The organism is Algibacter sp. L3A6 (assembly GCF_009796825.1).
Classification (GTDB): Bacteria; Bacteroidota; Bacteroidia; order Flavobacteriales; family Flavobacteriaceae; genus Algibacter.
The window spans coordinates 2,468,366-2,490,458 of record NZ_CP047030.1; the positions used below are offsets into that span (position 1 = coordinate 2,468,366).

Genomic DNA, 22,093 nt, shown 5'->3' on the forward strand with positions numbered 1-22,093 from the left:
TATGGACGCATACACACCCCAATTACCCGACGAAGATAATCTTTACGAGCACCATGCATTTACTGTAGATAAAGGGCAGACACCGCTTAGAATCGATAAGTATTTAATGAACTTTGTTGAGAATGCCACCCGAAATAAAATTCAGGCAGCAGCAAAAAATGGTAGCATTTTTGTTAACGATGTACCTGTTAAATCGAATTATAAAGTAAAACCTTTTGATGCCATTCGTGTGCTTTTCACGCACCCACCATTCGAGAATTTATTGGTAGGTGAAGACATTGATATTGATGTAGTTTATGAAGACGACGATTTACTTGTAGTAAACAAACAACCTGGTATGGTTGTGCACCCAGGACACGGCAATTATTCGGGTACTTTAATAAATGCCTTAATATACCGTTTCGATAATTTACCTAACAACTCTAGTGAGCGCCCAGGTTTGGTGCACCGTATAGATAAAGATACAAGCGGACTTTTAGTGGTTGCAAAAACTGAAGAAGCGATGGCACATTTATCATTTCAGTTTGCTAATAAAACGAGCGAGCGCGAGTATGTTGCTATTGTTTGGGGTAATGTAAAAGAAGATAGCGGAACCGTAGAAGGTAATATTGGTAGACACCCTAAAAACCGTTTGCAAAATACGGTGTTCTTTGGTGACGATGAAGATAAAGGTAAACCAGCCGTAACCCATTACAGCGTTTTAGAGCGCCTTGGTTACGTTACTTTACTGTCTTGTAAACTAGAAACTGGACGTACGCACCAAATTCGTGTACACATGAAACATATTGGGCATACCTTGTTTAACGATGAGCGCTATGGCGGTGAAAAAGTACTAAAAGGAACCACTTTTACTAAATACAAGCAATTTGTAGACAACTGTTTTAAAGTATTACCAAGACAAGCACTACACGCTAAAACACTAGGTTTTGTACACCCAACAACTGGTGAATTTATGAGATTTGATTCTGAAATTCCAGAAGATATGAAACAATGTATCGAAAAATGGAAAGTATATTCTAAACACCAAGAATTATAAAAATTTTTGCGTTACCATAAGGGTCGGGCTTTCCGCTATATCTTTTTACAAAGTAGAGATAAACTTTTGGAGTAAGCACATAATATAAAAAAAGCCTAGACTAACCATAGTCTGGACTTTTTTTGTTTTTGTAAAAAGGATGCCGCATCAATCCCTAACGCATTATCCGCTAGGTTTTAGCTTTAACTCTAAATGTTTACACATTTGCAGAGTTAAGCAATCCTGTTCTATACATCATTATTTGTTCTTTAATTCTAGTTTCTTGAGCGGTGGTTAACTCGTTCATCCAATCATCATCTACATAATTCATGTAATTATGGATAGGAGCAAAGTCATCAAGATTACAAACATTATGCGGTTTACCTTCTTCTGGTTTTCCGTAGTTAGCACTGCTGTGTGCAGGTGTGTCTTTTACATGGTCGCCAACACCATCGCATCCACCTTGGAAAGTATGGTATAAACCTAGCCAATGGCCAACTTCATGCACAGCAGTCATTCCTAAATTGTATGGTTCGGCCGATCCACCGGGTAACGATTCGTCTAACATAACCACACCATCAATATCAGGATCTCCAGCTAAATCGTAAGGAAATGTAGCCCAACCCAATAAACCAGCAACTAAGCCACCAGTATAAAAATTAAGGTATTTGCGAGAATCTGCACCAAGTGTTGCTTTCGCTTGGCGTTCACTTGCCGATCCGTGGCCCATATTGTACCAATTCACGTTATCTATAAATTTCACTTCCTGTTCAGAGTAAGTAAACGTTAAGCCCACATTGGAGTATGCTGTGTTTAAAAGCTCAACTTGTCGTTCTCTTTGAGTTCTTGTAATCAGGCCGCGTGCTCCATAAGTAATATGATGAAAACGTATTTCTATTGTTAAGTCTAAAAATAACTGACGCCTAGTTTGGTTGGCTTTAATTTCCTCATCAACACGCAGAATATCGATTGGTGTCGGAATTTTTGTAGCACAGCCTCTGCCGTATCTTATAAATTCTTCTTGATCTTTAAATTCTTTATTATTAATAAAAAAAGCCATAGTAATTACGTATTATATTTTTGTTGTTTTCTAAAAGAAAAGAGCCTAAAAAAGGCTCTAATATGCTGACACTAAGTTAGCCGAAATTTATTACAAAGTCAAGCTTTTATTTCACCATATTTTAAGTTTAAAAAACTTCAATAATGGGTTCTTTCGCTAAAAGTGGTGTGATGTTTTTTACGAAATCTAAAAAATGCTGAGATGCATTATGGATTTCAATAGCTTCTGCATTCACATATTTTTCATGAAATAGGAATTCTGTTTCCTTATCCACTTCGTTTAGTAAGCGATATTGTAAACAGCCAGCTTCAGCATTACTTTGGGCTACCATTGTTTTTGCTAGTTTTAAAAAGGCTTCTGTTTTTGTTGCTTGCACACTTATTTGCGCTATAATTACTTTTTCCATAGTATAAGTTTTAAAATTTAATGTAAAAAAAAGCGGAACTTTCAACTGAAAATTCCGCTATAGATTTGTTTTAGTTCTATGGGTTTGTAGACCATAAAGCTGCGCCTTTAAGCATAGCACGCCTAGGTAATTTTAAACCAGCAACAATTAATTCTGCAAAATCTTCAGGTTGTAGAACGCTGTCTTCCGAGTCTTTAGTAGCGATGCCTAAATCTATAGACATATCAGAAGCTATGGTGCTTGGTGTTAATGTGCAAACACGAATATTATTTTTACGAACTTCTTTCATTAAAGATTCCGACATACCAATTACAGCAAATTTTGATGCCGAATATGCCGATGTACTTGCATTTCCGGTTAAACCAGCAGTAGACGATACATTAATAATATCACCTTCATTTTTATCAATTAAATATGGTAAAACCTCTTTAGTTACATAATACATACCCATTACATTGGTTTGGATTATTTGGCTCCATTGGCTTACTTCCATATCATTGAATGTTCCAAAAGCTGCAATGCCAGCATTGTTTACTAAAATATCAACAGTACCAAGAGTGTCAATAATACTTTTTATACCTGTTTTTACTTCTTCGTAGTTCCCAACATCAAAAACAGCATAAGTTGCTTTTACTCCAATAGTTTCTAATTCTGAAACTGTTTCTTTTAAAGCTTTTTCATTTCTACCTGTGATAGCAACGTCTATACCTTCTTTAGCAAAGGCAATTGCTGTTGCTTTTCCTAATCCACGACTACCGCCTGTTATTATTGCTTTTTTATTTTTCATGTTTTTTTGAATATTTTATGACTCTATTTTTACTTGAAATTTGGTACATTAAAATTAAATGATTTTTTTTAAAAAGCTGTGAAACTTATATTAAAATATGATCATTTTTTTTGAGCTTATAACAAGCCGAAGCATATCATTAAATCAAGAGCTTTCAGTTTTAAAATGAATCTTTTATTGTGTTACATTTCGGTAGTATTTCTTCTTCAACCAAAACGAAACTTTTACTAGTAAAATTAATGCAGGAACTTCTACCAAAGGACCAATAACGCCCGCAAATGCTTGTCCCGAATTTAAACCGAAAACAGCAATAGCAACGGCAATGGCTAGTTCAAAATTATTACCAGCAGCTGTAAATGCTACAGAAGCCGTTTTATCGTAAGTAGCGCCTGTTGCTTTCGTCACGAAAAAACCAATAATAAACATAATAGTAAAGTAAATAAGTAATGGTACTGCAATAATTAAAACATCTAATGGAATTTCTACAATAAGCTCGCCTTTTAGAGAAAACATAACCACTATAGTAAATAAAAGGGCGATTAAAGTTAACGGAGAAATAGTTGGGATAAAGGTTTCTGTATACCAGGTTTCACCTTTTAATTTTACTAAAAAGTAACGACTTAAAATGCCTAAAAGAAAAGGTACACCTAAGTAAATAGCAACACTTTCTGCAATGGTTGCTATAGAAATATCTACAATAGCGCCTTCAAAACCAAAATAGGGAGGCAGTACCGTTATAAATAACCAAGCATAAAAACTGTAAGCAAATACCTGAAAAATACTGTTTAGTGCTACTAAACCAGCTCCGTATTCGCTGCTGCCATCGGCTAAATCGTTCCAGACTAAAACCATAGCAATACAGCGTGCCAAGCCAATTAAAATAAGGCCTACCATGTATTCTGGGTAGTCGTGTAAAAAAGTAATAGCCAAAACAAACATTAAAACAGGACCAATAATCCAATTTAAAAGCAGAGAAATAGACAACAGTTTTGTGTTCTTAAAAACCATTGGTAATAATTTGTAATCCACTTTGGCTAGTGGAGGATACATCATTAAAATTAAACCAATAGCAATAGGAATGTTTGTTGAGCCACTACTCATATTTTCAATTAGGCTCGGGAAGGTTGGTATAAAGTAACCTATACTTACGCCTATAGCCATGGCGACAAAAATCCAAAGTGTTAGATTTTTGTCTAGAAAACTTAATTTTTTAGTAGACTTCATAGTTTATTGCGCTATTTGTGAAAACACATAAAATAATTCGGTTGCAATTTGTAAACTGCGTTCCTCGTATTTTTCTATTTGTTGTGGTGTGTTATCGAAAGCTTTTGGATCTTCAAATGTTACAGGAATTCGCTTTTCGGCTCCTGCTATAAACGGACAACCATTATCGGCTTGCGAGCACGTCATTACTGCTGCAAACAAAGCTTTAGGATTAAAATCGCTATCTAGTTTTTTAGAAAACCCAATAACCGGATGTGAGTTATCGGAATATTTTATACTATAAATTGGGTTAGCTGTTTCAGCTATTTTATTAATTTTAAAACCAGAATTTTCTAAAGTTTGCGCTACTACTGGAAAAAGGGCTGTGGCCTCTGTACCTCCAGAATAACAGAACACATTTTTAATATTGAAATAGTGAGCCATAGTTTGCGCCCATATTTGCGATAAATGGCTGCGTCTCGAGTTATGCGTACAAATAAAATTGATACGGATATCTTGTTTTGTGTTTACTTTTAGTTGAATAAAATCGACTAATGGCTTTAATATTTCTTTTCTGGTATCTGATATATTTTCAACACTTAAGGTTGAAATAATTCTATCAATATCGTTATATACTGTCATAATATGTTTTGAATTTTAAGTTTAGCAACATCCACTTCCTGGTGTACAAGAATTACCTGTTTGGATGTCCGAAAATTGTAATTTTGGTTTTTCAGCTGGCACTCCACATTGATCTGGTGCTAAGCAATCGGTTTGTTTTGTGGTTAATAAAAAATTGGTGCCATCAAATTCTAACCCGAATTTACCAATGGTTTCTGCTTGATATTCTACTTCTATTTCTAAATCTTCAATACCTAAAGTTTTTTCAGAAAGTTCAATAATATTTAATAGTTTTTCTGGATGTAACCTATGGTCGTAGTCGTTTGCATTCCAAAGCTGGAAGTTTACAATGGTTTCATTTCTAACCGTGCCACCGCAATCGATAAAATGTTTTGTTATTTTTCCAACTTCGGTAACATGAAAATGGTTTGGTACTAATTCGCCGTTTGGCAATTTAAATGCGATTTGATTTAATCGTCTTAACTCGTTTTTTATTTCTGATAGTTTCATAATTCAAATGTTTTATTGTGATATTGATATTTTAACAACAATCTGTTTTGGGTAAATCTTGATTCAAGAACGTATTCATTACAGCTTTCATTTTTGTCCAATTTTCTGGGTGTATGCAGTAACAAACGCTTGTGCCTTCAACATTACCTTTAATTAAACCTAAAAGTTTTAGTTCTTTTAAATGTTGAGAAATTGTAGGCTGTGCGAGGCCTATTTCATTGACTAAATCTCCGCAAACACAAGTGTTTGTTTTAAATAAATGTTCTAAAATAGCCACACGTGCCGGATGCCCAAATGCTTTGGCAAATAAGGCTATCTCGTTTTGTGAGTCGGTAAATATTTCTGTTTTAGCTAATCCCATTCTTATTAATTGTTTCATTGCAATATTACGATTAATAAACGAAACAACAAATTAGTGAGCGTTAATTTTTTAGCTATGACGCTTCTATATAATGAAAAGAGTAGTAATAAGGTGTATCAACTAGTCTAAATTTACAGGCGTTGTTTCTGCTGTAAATTGTGTTCCATCATCAAGTGTAATGGTAAACTTAAGTGTCATGCCTTCAACTTCAACTCTTTCGTTTTTATCGGCAAATTCAATGTAAGACTTGCTAAAAGGTTTTAGGTTCCTTTTGTCTTCACTACCTGTGTTTAGTAGATTTATCCAATTTTTAATAGAGTATCTAGTATTCATCATATCATCTCTTTCTGTATAATTTCCAGAGAGTAATAAGTTACATTGATATATATTGAAGTTTTTTAAGTCTATAGGTTCACCTGGAGCTGTGTTAAATAATTTTACATTAGAAGTTATTGAAAAATCGGAAACAGGAGTATGTAATTTATCAAAAGATAAAACACATGCATTTGGTTTTCCATTTGGATTTGGTTTCGTGTCAGGTTCAGGAAACTCTAGTATAGCTCTGTATTCAAAACTCTCCACAGTAGCTTGGGTGTTATCTAGAGGTTCCAAATAAGCTGCATTTGTTAATTTTAAACTTGTAATGCCTAAGAGGCAGATACCTGAATCGTCTTTACAGCCAACAAATGATAATTTTAGTAAGATTATAGTTAAAAGGATAACGTATTTTTTCATCGATTTCGTTTCAGTTAATTAACAGAAATAGGTTTTTTATATGTTTAGAAAACCTATTAAACGAAGTTATCAATTTTTTTTAAAACACAGCAATTTCTTCTTTTGCACTTTTTTCTAAAACAATATCCTTAACAAACTCATCAATTTGGATTTTGGTAACATTAGGCATACAGATAATATGTGTAATATCATCATCTGTGGCCAATTGCCATTTTCCTTTAATAGCATCTGATACTTTAGGGAATACCACAGTAATAGAACCCGGATTCGTCCAAGCTTTTATGCCTTGTTTTATAAGTTCATTTTTGCAATATTCAGCAGTTTCTAAACTATGTTGAAAACGTTTTGCTAAACCTTCTATACCCATTTTTTTAATGGCGTACCATAAAAATAGTGGACTATGGCCGTTTCGTGAGCCGGTAATTGTTGTGTCTAGCGAACCAATGTACGATATGCCTCGAGCAATTCTATCGCGTAACGAACGCTTAGTAATTATAACACCTGAAGGAAATGGTGAACCTATAAATTTGTGCCCGCTTATAGAAATACTGTCGGCACCATCTTTAAAATCGAAAGGAATTCGTGGTTCTATAAAAGCTCCGTAAGATCCAGATAATGCTGCATCGCAATGTATGTAGTGATCTTGAATCGCTAATTTTTTTAAAATCTTTTTTACTTTAGAAACATCGTCTTTAGCCTCCATCATGGTTGTGCCAAAAGTGGTTAGTATAATGGCTGGTTTATGGCGATTAAACTGCAAGGTGTTTTCAAGGTCTTCATAATCTATTTCTCCATTTTCTTGAGATCTAATCGTGATGCTTGGTATGTTTAGTAAGTGAATGTTTTTCTTTACGCTGTAGTGTGTAGATTCCGAAAAGTACACCATAGCTTTTGGGTACAACTCTCTGGCAAGGTATAATCCGTAAAGATTACTTTCCGATCCGCCATTGGTAACATAGCCCCAATGATTTTTTGGGTCGGCCCGAAATAGCTCAGCAAAAAACTCAACTACTTCACATTCCATTTCATGCGTTTGTACTTTATATGTGTTTTCTTCAAACGGATCTCCAACGTTATTAATTGGGTATTTTAGAAATTCGTTTAAACGCGAATAATCAAAATCTTGAGCAACAGGATAGCCTAAAACTTTTTCTGTGTCTTTTACTAGTTGAGTTAAGAGTGAATCGATTATAACGTCTGGATTTGTATTCATTTTTATAAATAATTATCTAAAATGTTGGTTTCGTTTGTTCTGTAAAATTATAGTTTATAATTCGTTTTTATTATTAATATTAAAATATTAGATAATTAAACTTAAATATTTGAAATAACAGTTTAAAATAACTATTTTAAGCTTTGATGTTTTAATAGGAAGAAAAAAAAACTAGTATGGATGATATTGATAGACGAATTTTGATGCAACTTCAAGAAAATTCGAAGCAAAATACTAAGGAAATAGCGAGTAAAGTAGGGTTGAGTGTAACACCAACTTACGAGCGAATTAAAAAGCTAGAACAGCAAGAGGTTGTGAAATCTTATGTGGCTTTGTTGGATAGAACCAAAATAGGGAAAACGCTTATTGCATTCTGCCAAGTTACCCTATTGAAGCATCAGAAAGCATTGGCTGATAATTTTAATAATTCAATGCTTTTACTGCCTGAAATTATGGAATGCCATCGGGTTTCTGGAAATTACGATTACTTGTTAAAAGTTGTAGTAGGCGATATTACCGAGTTTCATGAGTTTATTAATGAAAAATTATCTACAGTAGAAGGCATCTCTACAATACATAGTTCGTTTTTACTGAATTCGGTAAAAGATAATACGGCTTATAACTTGTAGTTATAGTTTTTAGTTATGAGTATTTGTGATGTTGATAATATTTGTTTATTTTAAGATAAGTTTTATCATTCTAAACCGGTAGTAAATATCAGTTTACTCAATTATCTTTGAGGTATGAAAATTGAGGAAATTACTTTATTCACTAACCAAATTAAAAAACAAAAATTGTTTTATCAAGAGGTTATGGACTTCGATTTAGTTTTTAATTCCGAAGAAAAAATAACCTTTAAAACCGGTAAAAGTCTTTTGAGTTTTGAATATAAAGAGCCGGTGAATTCGGCACATTTTGCTTTCAATATTCCATCGAACAAAATTGATGAGGCTTTATTATGGTTGCAAAATCGTGTCGCTATTTTACCAGATGGTGAAAACCTGATTTCTAATTTTGAAAGTTGGAATGCAAAAGCTATTTATTTCTATGATGCCGATAATAATATTGTAGAATTTATAGCAAGAAAGGATTTGAATCAAAATTCTGTCGAGCAATTTTCAGCAAAAGAAATTATTTCAATAAGTGAAATCGCTATGGTTACTACAAATATTTCTCCCTTGTATGAAGCGATTTCTAGAATAAAGCCTATTTCTATTTTCGATGGAAATATTAATCGGTTTTGTGCTTTAGGTAATCATGATGGTTTGTTTATTTTAATTAACAAAACTGTTAAAACTTGGCATCCAACAGGTGAGCCTGTGCATACCGCAGATTTTGTGATTAAAGGCGATTACAACTTTAAGTATATAGACGGAGAAGTCTTATCAACTTAAAGAAATATTGTAAATTAGAGGTTTAAAAAAATATAATAATTAATAAGAATATCCTCGTGTATTGAGGTTAAATATAAAGACATGAAATTAGTAATATCACCAGCAAAATCGTTGGATCTGGAAACAGAATTACCATCAAAAACATATACAGAAGGGGCGTTTTTAAAACTAGCAGACCGCTTAAATAAAGTGCTTAAAAAGAAATCTGCAAAAAACTTATCTGAGCTTATGAGTATTTCTGCAACGCTTGGACAGTTAAACTACGAGCGTAACCAAGATTGGGAATTACCCTTTACCGCAGAAAATGCACGTCCAGCCGTGTACGCTTTTAATGGCGATGTCTATCGTGGTTTAGATGCTTATAATTTACCAGAAGAAAAAGTAACAACTATGCAAAACACAGTGCGTATACTTTCTGGATTATATGGTGTTTTAAAACCGCTAGACTTAATACAACCTTATCGTTTAGAAATGGGAACTAAGTTGCCTGTTGCAAGTCATAAAAATCTTTACGAATTTTGGAAAAAAGATATTGTAAAAGCTTTAAATGAAGAGCTGGAAGATGATGAATTATTTTTAAATTTAGCTAGTAATGAGTATTTTAAGGCTATCGATAAAAAGGCTTTGAAAGTACCTGTAGTTACGGCTAACTTTAAGGAATTTAAAAATGGAGCTTATAAAATTATTTCTTTTTACGCTAAGGAAGCTCGTGGTCTAATGGCGCGTTATGTTATAGATACCAACGCACAAACCGTAGACGATTTAAAAGGGTTTAATTATGGTGGTTACGGTTTTAGTGAAGAGCTGTCTAAAGACAACGATTTAATTTTTACTAGGTAAAAGGGGGCGTGTTAAGCTTTACAAAATTTAGAAACACTAAATTTGAAGACTAAACCTTATGATAAAAATATAAATGTATTACTATCTTATTGTCGCATTTCAGGTGTATTGTATATATCACATGTACAAAAAAGGAAACTCGTTTTATTGGGTGTTTCTTATCTTTTTTGTGCCTTTAATTGGCTGTGTTATCTATTTAATTACACAAGTTTATAATAAGCGTGATGCCGAGAAAATAACAAGTGAAATAACACATATTATAAACCCAACTAAGAAAATTAAAGATTTAGAAAAGCAGTTGGCATTTTTAGAATCTTATCAAAATCGAGTAAATCTGGCCGATGCTTATTTGGGAAATAAAGATTTTAACAATGCGATGCCTCATTATCTAAAGGCTTTGCAGGGTGGTTTTGAAAATGATTTTTATGTGAATAGTAAATTGGTTGAAACTTATTTTTTAGCTGAAGATTATAATAAAGCTATTTTTTATGCAGATAAAATTAAAGATAAGTTAGAGTATAAGAAATCTAAAACGCAGTTTATTTGTGGTTTGGCGCATGAAAAACTAGGCGACTTTGAAGTTGCTGAGCATAATTTACGAGAAATAGATATTCGTTATTCTTTTTATAATGAACGCTTAATTCTAGCCGAATTTTTAATAAGTCGAAATAAAAAGGAAGACGCTAAAAGTATTTTAGAAGATATTAAAAACGAATCGCAGCACATGACGCGAACCAACCAAAAGTTGTATCGCGGTACAGTTGCTCAAGTTGATAAAATACTAGCACAACTCGATTAAAAGTTATTTAACTTTTGCTTTTCTTGAGATGTCTATTTGAGTTTCAATAGATGGTTTCTTTTTTATGCGCGGTCTGCGTGCTCCAAAAGTTCCTCTGTTTATTTTGCCGCGTTTTGTTTTTTTATCTCCTCTACCCATGTGATTTTATGTTTTTTGTTATTGAAATAATATACTGAATTTTAGCTTAAAAATCAAGTAAAACGTGTTTAAACATCGGCATCCATACCAACCTTTTATTAATGAAGATACTACAAAGCTGATAGTGGGCACATTACCGCCACCGCGATTCTCAACAGGAGATCTTTTGGAGAAAGATGTAGACTTCTGTTATGGTAGTTATTACAATTCGCTTTGGTTGTACATTAATAAAATACATGGTTTAGGCTTGCGTTTCGATAATTCGGAAGCGGCTATTGAAGAACGAAAGCAATTTTTGATTGCTCATAAAATAGGCGTTTGTGATATTGTAGATTGTTGCGAACGCGACAAGATTGATGCATCGGATTTAGGTATGAAAAGCATAGTCTTGCGCGATGTTGTTGGTTATTTAAAAAAGTTCCCGAATATTGATACACTTTTGTTTACTGGCGGAAATAGCAAAAACGGACCCGAATATTTTTTCAGGAAACACATAAGAGATTATGGTTTGAAGTTAGAATTGATTTCTAATGAAGTTCCTAGAATTCATGAATTTGAAATGCCTAATGATCATATTGAAGGTGAAGGTAAGCGTGTAGTTAAAACAGTATCCTTAACGTCGTCTTCTGGTTCTGCTAATCGTGCTATTGGGAGTATGGCGTTATACAAACAGTTAAAGCAGAGTGATTCGAATTTTAATACTTTTGATTTTCGAGTGATGCAGTATCGCGAGTTTTTTTAATTTGAATGAAATTTTTAAAAGAAGTTATATTTTATAAATGACTGAAAATAGTACAGAGCATAAACATTTTGCCATTTACAAACCTTACGGGTTTTTGAGTCAGTTTTACAGTAATTCTACTCAACAGAAACGTAAACGGTTTTTAGGAGAGTTGGATGATTTTCCTGAAGGTATTATGGCTATTGGTCGTTTGGATGAAAAATCGGAAGGTTTATTGTTGCTAACTACCGATGGTAAAATGAGCGATTTTGTAAATAGTCAAAAAGTTGAAAAGGAATATTATGCGCAAGTTGATGGGGATATTACAGAGGAAGCTGTTGCGAAATTACGTGCTGGTGTAGAAATTGGTTTTGATGGTAAAAAGTACCAAACCAAACCTTGTAAGGCTTTTAAATTAGATACTATTCCAGATGTACCGGTTGCGCAACAGAAGATAAGAGATGATAGACATGGCCCAACCACTTGGGTATCTATTACTTTAAACGAGGGAAAGTTTAGACAGGTTAGAAAAATGACTTCGGCTGTTGGATTTCCTACGTTACGATTGGTACGTGTTCGGGTAGGAAACCTTGGTATAAATGCTATGCAAGCTGGCGATGTTATAGAACATAGCACATTTGCCCTGCGTTAGGGATTGATGCGGCATCCTTTTTTGTGCTAGCCTTAAGCTACATTGAATAAACAATTGTTCTGTTTTGCCAATATATTGTTTAGAAGTTCTACACTTTTTAGCACAAATAAAGATATAGCGGAAAGCCCGACCCTTGGGTAACGCCCAAAAATAATTACAGTTCTAACTTTTTTAATTCGGTGTAGTTTCTATTTAAACGTTTTAGTAATAGACCGTAAATGAGCTTGTAAAACAACCATATTGCTAAAATAAATAGACTTGTAAATAATATTAAAAAGGCTATTATTAGTAGCATTTTTGAGCTTCCCGATGCAGCGAGTTTATTGGATATATCTGGGTCGTTGTGTATGGCGTAATAGAACCCGACCATTATGGATGTGCCAGCCATAATGAGGTTGTAAAGCACGTAGTACTTTATTACTTTTCGCGTTCTGATAATGCTTTCCATTAGTTTTTTTGCACTATCGGTTACGGAAATCGATTTGTACGATTTGTAGAGCAAATAGATAAACAGACCAATAATGGCATAACCAAAAATGGTTATTGCAACTATTACGGCATCGTTTTGATAAATGGCTTCTAACTTGGCGTTGTATTCGGCAGAGCAAAAATAGGGAATGGTGTTTATGATAATCCAAAACACGAGTTCGGCTATGCTTATGTAAAAAAGAGTCTTTACAATAGAAGACGATTTTTTATGTAACATCGGGTAAATATCATTTACCGTTAGTTTTTTATGGTCAGGTTTGGTGGTGTTCCAATCCTTTTTTAAGATATCTAATTCATCCATAGGGTTACGGATTTAGTATAGTTTTAAGTTTTGTTTTTATTCTGTTCATTTTCACTCTGGCATTCACTTCACTTATTCCTAGTGTGGTACTTATTTCTCTATAGTCTTTGTCTTCTAAATACAAGAAAACTAACGCTTTTTCAATGTCGTTAAGCTGGTGTACAGCTTTGTAAAGCACTTTTAATTGTTGTTCTTCGGTATCGTCGTAATCTTCGGCTTTTATTTTAAATGCTACACCTTCAAAATCTTGCGTGTTAATGGTACGTTTAGATTTTCGGTATAAGGTGATAGCCGTGTTTAAAGCCACGCGGTACATCCATGTACTAAATTTTGCATCGCCTCGAAATTTGGGGTACGCCCGCCATAACTGGATGGTTATTTCCTGAAATAAATCGTTATGGGCATCATAGTTATTGGTATACAAACGACAAATTTTGTGCGCAATATTCTGATGCTTTTCTAGCAATTCTACAAAACTATGTTCTAGTTCTTTATTCAAAGTTGTGGGTTAGTTATTTTATAAGTAGTTTGAAATTTAAATTTGTTACAGAAAATTTAAAATATTTTTTATCAATTAATATTTTGTGAGTGTAATGTGTTGGTGGTTATAGTTTTGTTGCGATTTTTTATTAGCCGAAATATAATGTTTTAAAATAAAAACGGCTGTCTAAAATATATTTTAGACAGCCGTTAAGGTTTGTTTTATGTTTTGCTTAGTTTACCGAAATAAGATTAATGTCAAAAATTAGCACAGATCCTGCGGGGATACCGTTGAAGTAATAGTTTCCATATCCTAAATGTGCAGGTATTAAAAGTTTGCCTGTTCCACCTTCCTTAAAGTAGGTTATCCCTTCTGTCCAACCAGCAATAACTTGTTCTAGGTTGAATGAAACACCCGAAGTATCACTTTCATCAAAGAGTGTTCCATTAGTGTAATAGCCACTGTAAGCCACAGTTACATTATCTGCAGATGTAGGTTGGATTCCGTTACCTAACTCTTCGATAATGTAATACAAGCCACTTTCGGATTTTTCGGCGTTTAATTCGTTGTCTGTAAGATATTGTAAAATTTCTTGGTCGTTTTCGGTTTTGTAATTCACGTAAATTAATTCGATGTCAAAAATAATTACCGAACCTGCTGGTATACTGCCAGATGTGGTACTACCATATCCTAAATGAGCAGGTATGATTAGTGTGCCTTTGCCTCCCTCATTGAAATACTGTAAACCTTCTAACCAACCGTATATTAAGTTTTGTAGGTAAGTATCGTATCCTTCGGTGTTTTCGTCGAAAACGGTACCATCGGTTAAGTAACCTTTGTAAGCTACTTTTACACGGTCATCTAAAACGGGTTTTTCACCTGTGCCTTGTTCGTCTATTGTATAGTATAAACCAGTACTACTTTTTTCAGCGTTTATATCGTTAGCAGCTATGTAGGCTTGGATTTCTAAATCGTTTTCTGCAGAGTAATCTACAAAATCTTCTGTTTTGCTACATGACGTAATAAATAGCAATGTTAATGCCAATAAGAATGTGTTTTTCATTTTTCTTTTTTTTAGTAAATATAGAAATATGAATAAATATATTTGCTGTAGAGCACAATTTATTTATTGTAATACCAAAAAGGGATGGTTACAATTTTTGAAAGATATGTGGTGTCTTTATTTTTTCTATGTCGCTCTATTTTTAGAACGTGTTTACCTGGTGCTAAATTTTGAATATTTATAAAGGATTCGAAACCGAGTTGTTTTTTTTTGTTTTGTGTGAATACAAAATCTAAATTGATGTATGCTGTACTATCGATCGTTATGTGGTGTATGCTTTTTAATGTTTTTAAATACGCGTTTTGAAGACTGTCTTTGTTTAAAGATTTGTCTGGGCTATGCGTTAACATATTAGAGTAAAAGCCGCGACTATCGTTTTCGGGTTTTAATGTTTTATTGAATTGATAGATATCTTCTTCAATAGATTCATCGAAAGTTATAAATAAACTTAAATAGTTGCTTTTTATTACCTTAGAAGAGATGGACGCTTTTTTTATAAAATCCTTTTCATCTAATAAGGCATCCTCATAATTTTGAGGGTTGGAATAAAACCTTGTAGAATTATTAGATTTATCAATGTAATTAGAGCGAAGGTTTCCGGTAGAGGAGAAATACATAATAAAAAGAAAAGCTGGAGCTAAAATATAGCTAATTTGTTTGCCTAATTTATTATCAATAAAGTTGTAAACTAGAGGTCGATATAAAAAAGAAAAGGTGATAATGCTAAATACTCTGTAAAATGGAAAGTAAATAGCTGAAAGTATCTTTTTACGCTTTAAAAAACCTTGAGTAACAAAATCGACAAAGGTTAAAAGCATTCCTATAACTAATAGTATACTTAAGCTTATTAAACTGTACTGAAAAAACAGATTCTCGGTTTTGTTATAAATGTAGCTTATTAGAGAAAATACAATAGCTGTAGAAAAAAAAGCAATAACATAAAAGACGAGTAAAAAGGCAATGGCAAAAATAATGCTACAGTAATTTTCTAATTTAGAAATATACTTATCGAAAGAGCCCACTTTTTTCCATAAATAAGTGTCAAATTTAGAACTGTAATTAAGTTTTTTATAATCAATATCTCCAGAAACATAGCGTAGTCCTAATGCTCCAATCCATAAACCGCGCAGTATAACATGTAATAATAGAGTAAAACCCAATATAGAACAAGCAGTTAATGTTATGCCTGTTAATATTATTAAAGGTTTGTTTTTGTCTATTTGTGATTCAATGTTTAAAAGTTCGAAATATTGAAATGCTTGAAAAAGACCAAATAAAGCAAAACCCGAAATAAGTAATTCTAATTGCCAGCTTTCTTGTTGAAGTTTGTCTAGCCAAGCTTTAAAGTTTTTGCTTTTATGTTGATTTTCCATGTATCGTTATTTCTGCTAAATTAGGAAAACTGTAATAAAAAACCACTTTGTTTTCACAAAGTGGCTTTTAGTATTGTTATGTTTCCGCGAAAGCGAAAAATAATATAGCTTACTTAATCATTTCGTAGCTACGTTTAATAAAGTTTGTTAATTCTTCACCTTTTAATAAACCTTGAGAAAGGCGTGCTAAATCTAAACTTTGCGTAATTAAACGCTCTTGAGTTTCTTTAACTTCGGTTGCTAAAATATCGCTAACTAAATCTGAGTTTGTGTTAACAATAAGGTTGTACATTTCTGGCATGTTACCGAACATTTGCATACCTCCGCCACCTGTAGCTTGCATTTCTTTCATTCTACGCATAAATTCTGGTTGCGTAATAGTGAATGGAGATTCGCTACTATCCATAGATTCTAATTGAACTGTGAATTTTTCTGCAGGGATAACTTCTTTTAATAAAGCATCTAAAACTTTAGTTTGTTCTTCATCTAATTTAGAAATTGTTGTTTCATCTTTCTTAATTAAATTGCTAACATGGTCTCCATCAACACGAGCAAATGTGATGTTCTCTTTGCTGCTTTCTAGTTTTTGAATTAAGTGAGATACAATTGGAGAATCTAACAATAAAACCTCGTAACCTTTAGCTTTTGCAGATTCGATATAGCTGTGTTGTGCATCTTTATTAGAAGCATAAAGTATAACTAACTTACCGTCTTTATCAGTTTGGTTTGCTTTAATTTTATTGAATAACTCCTCGTAAGTATAATGAGCACCATCTACGGTTGGGTATAATGCAAAGGCATCTGCTTTTTCGAAGAATTTATCTTCAGAAAGCATTCCGTATTCAATAACAAGTTTAATATCGCTCCATTTAGCTTCAAAATCTTCACGGTTTGAATTGAATAAAGATTTTAATTTATCGGCTACTTTTCTAGTAATGTAAGACGAAATCTTTTTTACAGCACCATCGGCCTGTAGGTAAGAACGTGATACGTTTAATGGAATATCTGGAGAATCGATAACACCGCGTAACATAGTCAAAAATTCTGGTACAATACCTTCTACGTTATCTGTAACGTAAACTTGGTTTTGATACAATTGAATTTTATCCTTTTGTATTTGCATATCGTTCGACATTTTCGGGAAGTATAAAATTCCTGTTAAATTGAACGGGTAATCTACATTTAAGTGAATGTTGAATAAAGGGTCTTCAAATTGAGATGGGTATAATTCACTGTAGAAACTTTTATAATCTTCTTCTTCTAAATCAGCCGGTTGTTTTGTCCAGGCTGGAGTAGGGTTGTTTATAATGTTATCAACCGTAATTTTTTTGTGAGGTTCGGTAGTTTCTTTACCATCTTCATCTTTAGTTGTTGCAGGGGTAAACTCTGGATCGTTTATTTCATTAGTTCCAAATTTAATTGGCACAGGCATAAACTTGTTATACTTAGAAAGTAATTCAGAAATTCTATTTTCTTCTAAAAATTCTGTAGAATCTTCTGCAATATGAAGAATAATTTCTGTTCCACGATCTGTTTTATCAGCAGCTTCTAGAGTGAATTCTGGAGAGCCATCGCAAGTCCAATGTGCAGCAGGATCTTCCTCTCTGTGAGATTTAGTGATAATTTCAACTTTTTCGGCTACCATAAAAGCAGAGTAAAACCCTAAACCAAAATGACCGATAATTCCAGAATCTTTAGCAGAATCTTTATATTTATCTAAAAACTCTTCAGCTCCAGAAAAAGCAACTTGGTTAATGTATTTTTCAACCTCGTCTGCACTCATACCTAAACCTTGATCGATAATATGAAGTTTTTTTCCTTCTTTATCAATTTTAACTTCAATTTTAGGGTTACCGTATTCAGCTTTAGATTCGCCAATACTCGTTAAGTGTTTTAATTTTAAAGTGGCGTCGGTACCGTTACTAATAAGCTCACGTAGAAAAATTTCGTGATCGCTATATAAGAATTTTTTAATAAGCGGAAAGATATTCTCTACCGATACATTAATACTTCCTTTTGTCATGATATATAATTTATTTTTTTCTCTTGAAGAAGAGAAACAGATTAATTTAAATTTTTAACTTCTGTTCTCTAATAGTCAACAAAAATGCCAATTGAAAAAATATGACAAAGTGACATTAAAAAAGGCCATTCTAATACAGAATGGCCTTTTAGGTTGTTTTTAAGTTTTAATTAATTTTTTAGATATTTCTCTAGCCATTGGTCTTGCTCCCAAAGCATATGCATTATAGACTCTTTAGCGGCATAACCATGACTTTCTTTAGGTAGCATCACTAATCTAACAGGAGCTCCTAAACCTTTTAGAGCGTTAAAGTAGCGCTCACTTTGTAAAGGGTAAGTGCCCGAATTATTGTCGGCTTGACCGTGAATTAAAAGTAAAGGTGTTTTCATGGAGTTTGCTTGCATAAAAGGAGACATTTTATTGTAGATTTCTGGAGCTTCCCAATAGTTACGTTCTTCACTTTGAAAACCAAAAGGAGTTAAGGTTCTATTGTAAGCACCACTTCTAGCAATACCAGCTGCAAATAAATTAGAATGTGATAATAAATTGGCCGTCATAAAAGCACCATAAGAGTGTCCGCCTACAGCCACTTTTTTACGGTCTATGTATCCCATTTCATCTACTGCATCTATGGCTGCTTTAGCATTTGACACTAATTGTTTAATAAACGTATCATTAGGTTCTTCGTCACCTTCTCCAACTATAGGGAAAGAGGCATCGTTTAAAACAACATAACCCTTAGTAACCCAATAGATAGGTGAACCATAATACAAGTGTGTAAATTCATTTGAATTTTTTGTGTTTTGACCTGCGCTACTTTTATCTTTAAACTCTTCTGGGTAAGCCCACATAATCATTGGGTATTTTTTGCCAGGCTCATAGTTGGTTGGTAAATAGAGTGTGCCAGAAAGTTCTAATCCATCTTCACGTTTGTATTTAATAAGTTCTTTAGATACGTTTTGTATACTTTTAAAAGGATTCTCAAATTGTGTTAACGGTTGTAGAGCTATTTTCTTTTTTATATTACGGATGTAATAATTAGGGTATTCATTTTTAGATTCAATTCTTACTAAAATTTCACCTTTGTTTATGTCTAATGCCATAGAAATACCTTCAACTTTGTCTTTTAAAGCTGATTGATAAAGTCTGGTTGTTTTTTTCGATTTTAAATTGATTTTATCTACAAAAGGAAATTTTCCTTTAGCGCTATAACCATCACCAATTAAATAGGCATTACCATTACTAACATCAATAGTGTATCGTCCATATTCATTCTTTTTAGTAACAAACTCACCAGGATCGCTATAAGTATCTTGGTAGTTTCTATCAAAAAGAACTACAGGTTTTGTGTTAGGGTTAGATGGGTTAATTAAATATGCTTTTGTATTTCTAGTATTCCACCAGTAATCATAAACTATAGCCGTAGTTTCATTACCCCATTCAATTCCGCTAAATCTATTAATTGTTTTAGCAACAGATTTGGCTTTTCCTGTAAAAGGTGCATCCATTTGAAAAACTTCGTCTCTGTAAGCCACTTCTTTTTCTGCATCACCTTCATCTAAGGCTTCTGCCCAAGTAAGTGTTGCAGGTTTATCATCTCTCCAAGAAATTCTGCGTTTACCTTTTCTAACAGACATAAAACCTTTTGGTAAATCTTCAATTAATGGCACTTCCAAAACGGTTTTAATTAGGTTAGCATCTGTATCATAAACATTGCTTTTTGAAGGGAATCTAGAATAAGTAACTAAATAAGAAAATGGTTTTTCTATAGTTGTAATCATGATGTAGTTTCCGTCAGGAGAAAAAGAAATACTTCTATACATATCTGTTTTCATCCAAGGCGTTTGGTTACCCTCTAAATCTACTTTACGTAAATCTGACCGCACCAATTGTTCGAAATTATGCTCGTCTGTTTTGTTTTTTAACAAATCTTGGTATGTTCTATTTTGCGCTTTTTTCCCGGCTTCACTTACGGAAACAGTAGGGCCAGTTGGTACGGCTGTTCTTGTGTCAATCAGGTCTTCTTTTTCTTCCGATAAGGTTTTTATCAATAAAGAGTTGTTGTCCTTAAACCAATAAAAAGGAATACCGGTATTTGCGTTTAGGTTATCTTTTGTTATTTTTTTTGCCGATTTAGTTTCAATGTCTAAAACCCAAAGTTCTACACCGTTTAGAGTGGTGTTTGTAAAGGCCATCATTTTTTGGTTCGGAGACCAAGAGAAATTTGCGAAACGCGCGTTTTCTGGCAGGTTTTCTACTCGGGTTTCTTTCCCTTTTCTTCCTAAACGAATATCTATATTGTTGTAATAACGCTGTCTGCTACTAATATTTGTTTTAGGGTTAATCCTTAAACCACCAAGGCGCATTTCTTTTTCAGAAAGCGTTTCAATACTTTTAAAGCTGCTTCGGTGCAAGAAAATCATATTTTCACCTTTACTATCAATTCTAATATAAGGTGCTAATGGAGCTTCTAAAAGTTCTAAAATTTCTTTAGAAGGTTTTTGGTACGTTACATTTTCTTGGGAGAAAATCCACATTCCCGTAAAAAGGAAACAAATAGTAAAAAGTTTTTTCATTTATAGTCGATTTTTAATTTGTCATTAAATCTAGTTAAAGTGATAACATAAATGTCCTAAAATTACGTTAAAGGCTAATTTTATTAGGTTAATATTTTAGTATTTGTAAAAAAATGGTAGTTTTAAAATGAAATAGTATTTTAGAACTATTAATTATTGTTATAATTGTAAAGAGATTAAAACTAAATTGGTGATTATGTACAACTCAAAAATAATAGGTTTAGGAAAATACCTTCCTGAAAACGTGGTGACAAACGACGATTTGTCAAAAATTATGGAGACCAATGATGCTTGGATTCAGGAACGAACCGGTATAAAAGAACGCCGTTGGATAAAAGATGGCACCGAAGATACCTCGGCTGTTATGGGAGCAAAAGCTGCAAAAATTGCCATAGAACGTTCTGGTCTTACCAATGACGATATCGATTTTATAGTGTTTGCAACCCTAAGTCCAGATTATTACTTCCCGGGGTGTGGCGTGCAAATACAAGATATGCTAGATATGCCAACCATTGGAGCGCTAGATGTGCGTAACCAATGTTCTGGTTTTGTTTATGCTATTTCTGTAGCCGATCAATTTATAAAAACCGGTATGTACAAAAACATACTAGTTATAGGAGCCGAATATCACAGTAACGGACTAGATAAAACAACGCGAGGCCGTAGCGTAAGTGTTATTTTTGGAGATGGAGCAGGAGCCTGCGTGTTATCTCGCGAAGAAGATAACAACAAAGGGATTCTATCTACGCACCTGCATAGCCAAGGTAAATATGCCGATAAACTTATTGTAGAATCACCAAGTATTGGGCATTGGGTTCCGGAGCTAAAAGAAGCCGGAGACGATGATACCTCGTATTTCCCATATATGGATGGTCAATTTGTTTTTAAAAATGCCGTAGTGCGTTTCAGTGAGGTAATCATGGAAGGTTTGGCGAAAAACAATATGCAAAAAGAAGATATCGATATGTTAATTCCGCATCAAGCCAATTTGCGTATCGCGCAGTTTATTCAGAAAAAATTTGGATTAACCGACGATCAAGTCTTTAATAATATTGAAAAATACGGAAACACAACAGCCGCATCTGTAATTATTGCCCTAACCGAAGCATGGGAAGAAGGTAAAATAAAAGAAGGCGATAATGTTGTTTTAGCTGCTTTCGGTAGTGGCTTTACATGGGCAAGTGCCATCATAAAATGGTAAAATCCAGTAGAGTTTAAATATTTTGGCGTTTCCCTTTGGGGCAGGCTTTACATTCCAAGTCCTCGCATCCCGATTTCATCAGGGATGCTTTGGGCTTTTCATTTCAATCCTTAACGCATTATCCGCTAGGG

24 protein-coding genes are annotated in these 22,093 nt (G+C 33.5%); 8 read left to right on the forward strand and 16 right to left on the reverse strand.

What is annotated here, in order from left to right; all coding sequences use genetic code 11:
- The first annotated feature begins 1 nt into the window (after position 1).
- Positions 2–1,036, forward strand: coding sequence for an RluA family pseudouridine synthase (locus GQR98_RS10385; RefSeq protein WP_159019434.1), 1,035 nt, complete (start codon positions 2–4; stop codon positions 1,034–1,036).
- A 196-nt stretch (positions 1,037–1,232) separates the two neighbouring features.
- Here GQR98_RS10385 and GQR98_RS10390 read toward each other — a convergent pair whose 3' ends face one another.
- From GQR98_RS10390 to GQR98_RS10430, 9 genes are all read right to left on the reverse strand, one after another.
- Positions 1,233–2,075, reverse strand: a complete 843-nt coding sequence (locus GQR98_RS10390; protein ID WP_159019435.1) for a zinc metalloprotease — start codon at positions 2,073–2,075, stop codon at positions 1,233–1,235.
- Between the two features lie 127 nt (positions 2,076–2,202).
- Entirely contained in the window at positions 2,203–2,481 is a 279-nt protein-coding gene (locus GQR98_RS10395) for a putative quinol monooxygenase (protein WP_159019436.1), read from the reverse strand.
- 76 nt (positions 2,482–2,557) lie between these two features.
- Complete coding sequence (locus GQR98_RS10400; protein WP_159019437.1) at positions 2,558–3,268, reverse strand: 3-ketoacyl-ACP reductase; 711 nt, start codon at positions 3,266–3,268, stop codon at positions 2,558–2,560.
- A gap of 174 nt (positions 3,269–3,442) precedes the next feature.
- A complete protein-coding gene (gene arsB, locus GQR98_RS10405) occupies positions 3,443–4,492 on the reverse strand; it encodes an ACR3 family arsenite efflux transporter (protein WP_159019438.1) in 1,050 nt (349 codons plus the stop codon).
- 3 nt (positions 4,493–4,495) lie between these two features.
- The gene (locus GQR98_RS10410; protein ID WP_159019439.1) at positions 4,496–5,113 is read right to left on the reverse strand and encodes a low molecular weight phosphatase family protein; all 618 of its coding nucleotides are present in this window, start codon (positions 5,111–5,113) and stop codon (positions 4,496–4,498) included.
- Between the two features lie 21 nt (positions 5,114–5,134).
- Positions 5,135–5,602: a DUF6428 family protein gene (locus GQR98_RS10415; RefSeq protein WP_159019440.1), complete on the reverse strand. Its 468-nt coding sequence runs from the start codon at positions 5,600–5,602 to the stop codon at positions 5,135–5,137.
- A gap of 31 nt (positions 5,603–5,633) precedes the next feature.
- Complete coding sequence (locus GQR98_RS10420) at positions 5,634–5,963, reverse strand: ArsR/SmtB family transcription factor (protein ID WP_042500076.1); 330 nt, start codon at positions 5,961–5,963, stop codon at positions 5,634–5,636.
- A 120-nt stretch (positions 5,964–6,083) separates the two neighbouring features.
- A complete protein-coding gene (locus GQR98_RS10425; RefSeq protein WP_159019441.1) occupies positions 6,084–6,698 on the reverse strand; it encodes a hypothetical protein in 615 nt (204 codons plus the stop codon).
- 79 nt (positions 6,699–6,777) lie between these two features.
- Positions 6,778–7,911, reverse strand: coding sequence for a histidine decarboxylase (locus tag GQR98_RS10430; RefSeq protein ID WP_159019442.1), 1,134 nt, complete (start codon positions 7,909–7,911; stop codon positions 6,778–6,780).
- 176 nt (positions 7,912–8,087) lie between these two features.
- On the opposite strand from GQR98_RS10430, the gene GQR98_RS10435 reads away from it, so the two are divergent.
- From GQR98_RS10435 to GQR98_RS10450, 4 genes are all read left to right on the forward strand, one after another.
- Complete coding sequence (locus GQR98_RS10435; RefSeq protein ID WP_159019443.1) at positions 8,088–8,540, forward strand: Lrp/AsnC family transcriptional regulator; 453 nt, start codon at positions 8,088–8,090, stop codon at positions 8,538–8,540.
- Positions 8,541–8,654: 114 nt separating this feature from the next.
- Positions 8,655–9,305: a VOC family protein gene (locus tag GQR98_RS10440; protein WP_159019444.1), complete on the forward strand. Its 651-nt coding sequence runs from the start codon at positions 8,655–8,657 to the stop codon at positions 9,303–9,305.
- An 81-nt stretch (positions 9,306–9,386) separates the two neighbouring features.
- A complete protein-coding gene (yaaA, locus tag GQR98_RS10445) occupies positions 9,387–10,145 on the forward strand; it encodes a peroxide stress protein YaaA (protein WP_159019445.1) in 759 nt (252 codons plus the stop codon).
- Between the two features lie 121 nt (positions 10,146–10,266).
- Positions 10,267–10,944: a hypothetical protein gene (locus GQR98_RS10450; RefSeq protein WP_159019446.1), complete on the forward strand. Its 678-nt coding sequence runs from the start codon at positions 10,267–10,269 to the stop codon at positions 10,942–10,944.
- A 3-nt stretch (positions 10,945–10,947) separates the two neighbouring features.
- Here GQR98_RS10450 and GQR98_RS10455 read toward each other — a convergent pair whose 3' ends face one another.
- Positions 10,948–11,082 carry a 30S ribosomal protein THX gene (locus tag GQR98_RS10455; protein ID WP_159019447.1) on the reverse strand — a complete coding sequence of 45 codons (135 nt, stop codon included), beginning with the start codon at positions 11,080–11,082 and terminating at the stop codon, positions 10,948–10,950.
- Positions 11,083–11,146: 64 nt separating this feature from the next.
- Here GQR98_RS10455 and GQR98_RS10460 point away from each other — a divergent pair, with 64 nt between their 5' ends.
- Positions 11,147–11,824 carry a uracil-DNA glycosylase family protein gene (locus GQR98_RS10460; protein WP_159019448.1) on the forward strand — a complete coding sequence of 226 codons (678 nt, stop codon included), beginning with the start codon at positions 11,147–11,149 and terminating at the stop codon, positions 11,822–11,824.
- Between the two features lie 37 nt (positions 11,825–11,861).
- Positions 11,862–12,455, forward strand: coding sequence for a pseudouridine synthase (locus tag GQR98_RS10465; protein ID WP_159019449.1), 594 nt, complete (start codon positions 11,862–11,864; stop codon positions 12,453–12,455).
- Positions 12,456–12,609: 154 nt separating this feature from the next.
- Here GQR98_RS10465 and GQR98_RS10470 read toward each other — a convergent pair whose 3' ends face one another.
- The 6 genes from GQR98_RS10470 to GQR98_RS10495 all read right to left on the reverse strand — a co-directional run bounded on the left by GQR98_RS10470 (position 12,610) and on the right by GQR98_RS10495 (position 20,761).
- On the reverse strand, positions 12,610–13,245 hold the full coding sequence (locus GQR98_RS10470) for a hypothetical protein (RefSeq protein WP_159019450.1): 636 nt from the start codon (positions 13,243–13,245) through the stop codon (positions 12,610–12,612).
- 4 nt (positions 13,246–13,249) lie between these two features.
- Positions 13,250–13,744, reverse strand: a complete 495-nt coding sequence (locus GQR98_RS10475; protein WP_042506320.1) for an RNA polymerase sigma factor — start codon at positions 13,742–13,744, stop codon at positions 13,250–13,252.
- A 214-nt stretch (positions 13,745–13,958) separates the two neighbouring features.
- Positions 13,959–14,789, reverse strand: a complete 831-nt coding sequence (locus GQR98_RS19295) for an FKBP-type peptidyl-prolyl cis-trans isomerase (protein ID WP_159019451.1) — start codon at positions 14,787–14,789, stop codon at positions 13,959–13,961.
- Between the two features lie 59 nt (positions 14,790–14,848).
- On the reverse strand, positions 14,849–16,162 hold the full coding sequence (locus GQR98_RS10485) for a hypothetical protein (RefSeq protein WP_159019452.1): 1,314 nt from the start codon (positions 16,160–16,162) through the stop codon (positions 14,849–14,851).
- Between the two features lie 109 nt (positions 16,163–16,271).
- A complete protein-coding gene (htpG, locus tag GQR98_RS10490; RefSeq protein ID WP_159019453.1) occupies positions 16,272–18,185 on the reverse strand; it encodes a molecular chaperone HtpG in 1,914 nt (637 codons plus the stop codon).
- Between the two features lie 170 nt (positions 18,186–18,355).
- The gene (locus GQR98_RS10495) at positions 18,356–20,761 is read right to left on the reverse strand and encodes an alpha/beta hydrolase family protein (RefSeq protein WP_159019454.1); all 2,406 of its coding nucleotides are present in this window, start codon (positions 20,759–20,761) and stop codon (positions 18,356–18,358) included.
- A gap of 196 nt (positions 20,762–20,957) precedes the next feature.
- Between GQR98_RS10495 and GQR98_RS10500 the strand changes: the two genes are divergently transcribed.
- Positions 20,958–21,962, forward strand: coding sequence for a 3-oxoacyl-ACP synthase III family protein (locus GQR98_RS10500; RefSeq protein WP_159019455.1), 1,005 nt, complete (start codon positions 20,958–20,960; stop codon positions 21,960–21,962).
- Positions 21,963–22,093: the final 131 nt, after the last annotated feature.

Excerpts from the sequence above, each read along its gene's own strand:
- GQR98_RS10385 (WP_159019434.1), top strand. The coding sequence starts at position 2 with ATGGACGCATACACACCCCAATTACCCGACGAAGATAATCTTTACGAG.
- GQR98_RS10390 (WP_159019435.1), bottom strand. The coding sequence starts at position 2,075 with ATGGCTTTTTTTATTAATAATAAAGAATTTAAAGATCAAGAAGAATTT.
- GQR98_RS10395 (WP_159019436.1), bottom strand. The coding sequence starts at position 2,481 with ATGGAAAAAGTAATTATAGCGCAAATAAGTGTGCAAGCAACAAAAACA.
- GQR98_RS10400 (WP_159019437.1), bottom strand. The coding sequence starts at position 3,268 with ATGAAAAATAAAAAAGCAATAATAACAGGCGGTAGTCGTGGATTAGGA.
- arsB (WP_159019438.1), bottom strand. The coding sequence starts at position 4,492 with ATGAAGTCTACTAAAAAATTAAGTTTTCTAGACAAAAATCTAACACTT.
- GQR98_RS10410 (WP_159019439.1), bottom strand. The coding sequence starts at position 5,113 with ATGACAGTATATAACGATATTGATAGAATTATTTCAACCTTAAGTGTT.
- GQR98_RS10415 (WP_159019440.1), bottom strand. The coding sequence starts at position 5,602 with ATGAAACTATCAGAAATAAAAAACGAGTTAAGACGATTAAATCAAATC.
- GQR98_RS10420 (WP_042500076.1), bottom strand. The coding sequence starts at position 5,963 with ATGGGATTAGCTAAAACAGAAATATTTACCGACTCACAAAACGAGATA.
- GQR98_RS10425 (WP_159019441.1), bottom strand. The coding sequence starts at position 6,698 with ATGAAAAAATACGTTATCCTTTTAACTATAATCTTACTAAAATTATCA.
- GQR98_RS10430 (WP_159019442.1), bottom strand. The coding sequence starts at position 7,911 with ATGAATACAAATCCAGACGTTATAATCGATTCACTCTTAACTCAACTA.
- GQR98_RS10435 (WP_159019443.1), top strand. The coding sequence starts at position 8,088 with ATGGATGATATTGATAGACGAATTTTGATGCAACTTCAAGAAAATTCG.
- GQR98_RS10440 (WP_159019444.1), top strand. The coding sequence starts at position 8,655 with ATGAAAATTGAGGAAATTACTTTATTCACTAACCAAATTAAAAAACAA.
- yaaA (WP_159019445.1), top strand. The coding sequence starts at position 9,387 with ATGAAATTAGTAATATCACCAGCAAAATCGTTGGATCTGGAAACAGAA.
- GQR98_RS10450 (WP_159019446.1), top strand. The coding sequence starts at position 10,267 with ATGTACAAAAAAGGAAACTCGTTTTATTGGGTGTTTCTTATCTTTTTT.
- GQR98_RS10455 (WP_159019447.1), bottom strand. The coding sequence starts at position 11,082 with ATGGGTAGAGGAGATAAAAAAACAAAACGCGGCAAAATAAACAGAGGA.
- GQR98_RS10465 (WP_159019449.1), top strand. The coding sequence starts at position 11,862 with ATGACTGAAAATAGTACAGAGCATAAACATTTTGCCATTTACAAACCT.
- GQR98_RS10470 (WP_159019450.1), bottom strand. The coding sequence starts at position 13,245 with ATGGATGAATTAGATATCTTAAAAAAGGATTGGAACACCACCAAACCT.
- GQR98_RS19295 (WP_159019451.1), bottom strand. The coding sequence starts at position 14,789 with ATGAAAAACACATTCTTATTGGCATTAACATTGCTATTTATTACGTCA.
- GQR98_RS10485 (WP_159019452.1), bottom strand. The coding sequence starts at position 16,162 with ATGGAAAATCAACATAAAAGCAAAAACTTTAAAGCTTGGCTAGACAAA.
- htpG (WP_159019453.1), bottom strand. The coding sequence starts at position 18,185 with ATGACAAAAGGAAGTATTAATGTATCGGTAGAGAATATCTTTCCGCTT.
- GQR98_RS10495 (WP_159019454.1), bottom strand. The coding sequence starts at position 20,761 with ATGAAAAAACTTTTTACTATTTGTTTCCTTTTTACGGGAATGTGGATT.
- GQR98_RS10500 (WP_159019455.1), top strand. The coding sequence starts at position 20,958 with ATGTACAACTCAAAAATAATAGGTTTAGGAAAATACCTTCCTGAAAAC.